2 protein-coding genes are annotated in these 3,119 nt (G+C 70.6%); both read left to right on the top strand.

The window, feature by feature from the left end:
* Positions 1 to 2,675, top strand: a 2,675-nt coding sequence (locus tag VIR15_RS19015; protein ID WP_331930648.1) for a bifunctional FdrA/YlbE family protein, incomplete at its 5' end; no start/stop codon positions are given.
* A 177-nt stretch (positions 2,676 to 2,852) separates the two neighbouring features.
* Complete coding sequence (locus tag VIR15_RS19010; RefSeq protein WP_272463895.1) at positions 2,853 to 3,053, top strand: cold-shock protein; 201 nt, start codon at positions 2,853 to 2,855, stop codon at positions 3,051 to 3,053.
* Positions 3,054 to 3,119: the final 66 nt, after the last annotated feature.

Genomic DNA, 3,119 nt, shown 5'->3' with positions numbered 1-3,119 from the left:
TCGGCGACGCGCCGCCGCCGCGCACCCTCGGCGGGGCCGTCCGCCGGGCCGACGCCAACCTTGCCCTCGTGGCGGTACCGGGCCAGCACGCGACAACCGAGGCGCTGGACGCGATCAACGCGGGCGTGAGCGTCATGATCTTCTCCGACAATGTGCCCGTCGAGGACGAGGTCCGCCTCAAGGACCTCGCCGCCGCCCGGGGCGTGCTCGTCATGGGGCCGGACTGCGGGACGGCGGTCGTCGGCGGGGTCGGCCTCGGCTTCGCCAACGTCGTCCGCCCCGGCTCCGTCGGCCTCGTCGCGGCCTCTGGCACCGGCGCGCAGCAGGTGATGTGCCTCCTCGACGCCGCCGGCAAGGGCGTGAGCCATGTGCTCGGCGTCGGTGGCCGCGACCTGTCGTCCGCCGTCGCGGGCCGCTCCACCAAGCAGGCCCTCGCCGCCCTTGCCGCCGACGCCGCGACCGAGAGCATCATCGTCGTCTCCAAGCCTCCTGCCGCTGAGGTGCTGTCCGACATCGAGTCGTATGCCGCTGGGCTCGGCAAGCCGGTCCACTGGGCCACGCTCGGGGCTGGGAAGCCGGACCTCACCGCGTCAGTCGTCGACGCGCTCGGCGACGCGCGAAGCGAGATCGAGTGGCCGCACTGGGAGGCCGAGCAACCGGCACCGACGGGGTCATCGCTGAGGGGGCTCTTCTGCGGGGGAACGCTGGCCGACGAGGCGATGCTCGTGGCGGGGGAGACCCTCGGCGACATCCGGTCCAACACCCCGCTCCGGCCGGACCTGGCCCTCGGTCCGGAGCTGCGCGACGGGGGCCACGTCGTCATCGACTTCGGCGACGACTCGATGACCCAGGGCCGCGCGCACCCGATGATCGACCCCTCACTGCGACTGGAGCGCATCGCCGCCGAAGCTGCCGACGCCACGTGTGGCGTGCTGCTCCTCGACCTCGTCCTCGGCCACGGCGCGCATCCCGACCCGGCGCCCGAACTGAGCGATGCGATCCGCGCGGCCCGGGCCAGGGCGGAGGCGGACGGGCGCACGCTCCCCGTCGTCGTGTCCATCAGCGGCACCGAGGGCGATCCGCAGGGGCTCACCCGGAGTGCAACCGCGCTCCGCGACGCCGGTGCCTCGGTCTTCCTGTCCAACGCGGCCGCGACCAGGCACGCCGTCTCCCTCCTCGGCCACGCACCCGCCGCGCCGGTGTCGGGAGCGAGCTCAGCGGCATACGGCATCCTGGAAAGCGTGCGTGAGGAAGGCCGCTCCGCGGAGCTCAACGGCCTGCTCACGGCGGATCTCACGGTCGCGACCGCCGGAGTGGCCCTGTTCGCGGAGTCGATTCGGGCGCAAGCGGTTCCGGTCACCGAGACGGCGTGGCAGCCCCCGATGCAGGGAACGGAGCGCGACCTCGCAGCCGTCCTCGCCGACCCGCGGCGGGAGGAGGCCAACCGGCTGGCGTTCGAGCGGATGGTGGCCGCGGGGGCGGACTTCGTGGACGTCCGACCCGCGAGCGAGGCGCTGGGTCTCGAGAAGGGCACGTTCCTGCACGCTGGCCCGCCGATCGAGTTCGCCCGTGCCTCAGGCCCGCTCAAGGGAGCGTTGATCGGGGCGATGCTCTTCGAGGCGCTGGCAGACACACCTGAGGAGGCGCAGGCCAAGCTCGAGAAGGGCGACGGGATCACGCTCGAGCCGTGCCATCACCGGGACGCCGTCGGTCCGATGGCGGGCGTCATCAGTCCGTCGATGTGGCTCTACGAGCTGCGCGACGACGTGCACAGCAATACGTCGTGGTGCTCCCTCAACGAGGGGCTCGGCAAGGTGCTGCGCTACGGCGCGTACGGACCCGAGGTGATCGACCGCCTGCACTGGATGAACTCGGTGCTGGGGCCCTTGCTGCAGCAGGCGATTCGGGCTCGCGTCGACACCGCCGGCCCAATCGACGTCAAGGCGATCATCGCCCAGATGCTCCAGATGGGCGACGAGGGCCACAACCGCAACCGGGCCGGTTCCCTCATGCTTCTGCGTGAGCTGTTGCCCACGCTGATCACGGCTGACGCGGCTGCGTCGGACGTCGCGGAGGCGGTGCGCTTCTCGGGTGCGAACGAGCACTTCTTCCTCAACCTCGGAATGCCCGCGTGCAAGCTGGCGGCGCTGGCCGCACACGGGATCCCGGGCTCGTCGGTGGTGACGACGATGGCCCGCAACGGGACCGACTTCGGGGTGCGCGTGTCGGGGACGGGTGACGAGTGGTTCGTCGGCCCGGCGCAGACGCCCGAAGGGCTGTTCCTCGGGTCGTACGGTCCCGAGGACGCCAACCCGGACATCGGCGACTCCGCCATCACCGAGACCGCGGGTATCGGCGGGTTCGCGATGGCGGCGGCACCGGCGATCGTCCGGTTCGTCGGCGGAGACGTGCCGTTCGCGCTGCGGGCCACCCAGACGATGTACGAGATCACCGTGGGGGAGCACCCGGCCTACCAGGTGCCGATCCTCGAGTTCCGCGGCACGCCGACGGGCATCGACGTGGCTGCGGTGGCGCGGACCGGGGTGCTCCCGCAGATCAACACCGGCATGGCCGGGCGGGTTGCGGGAGTCGGTCAGGTCGGCGCGGGGCTGGTGAACCCACCGGAGCAGTGCTTCACCCAGGCGCTCGGTGCTCTGGCTCGCGCGATTGGGTGATTCGGTCCGCCAGGACTAGGCTTGGTCACGGTCAACGTTTGCTGTTTGTGTGTTGCACGCTCGCAGAGAACATTGCGAGCGCAGCCTTGCTTCAGGTTCAGGAGTCTGGTCGCGTCCTTGCTGACCCGGACTGTCACACCCGTCAGTCCGCACCAACCTGAAACAAGGGAGCACGACATGGCACAGGGAACCGTCAAGTGGTTCAACGCGGAGAAGGGCTTTGGCTTCATCGCCCCGACCGAGGGCCCGGACGTCTTCGTCCACTACTCGGAGATCCAGACCAATGGCTACCGCAGCCTCGAGGAGAACCAGACCGTCGAGTTCGACGTCGAGCAGGGCCCCAAGGGTCCCCAGGCGATGCGCGTTCGTCTCGTCTGATCACCAGCTGCGCTGAGCCGCGAGTCACCGATTCGCGGCCCACGAGTTGACGAAGGGCCGGCACCA

The sequence above is a fragment of the Intrasporangium sp. genome (assembly GCF_036566125.1).
Classification (GTDB): domain Bacteria; phylum Actinomycetota; class Actinomycetes; order Actinomycetales; family Dermatophilaceae; genus Intrasporangium.
This window is presented reverse-complemented; position numbering and strand designations above follow the sequence as displayed.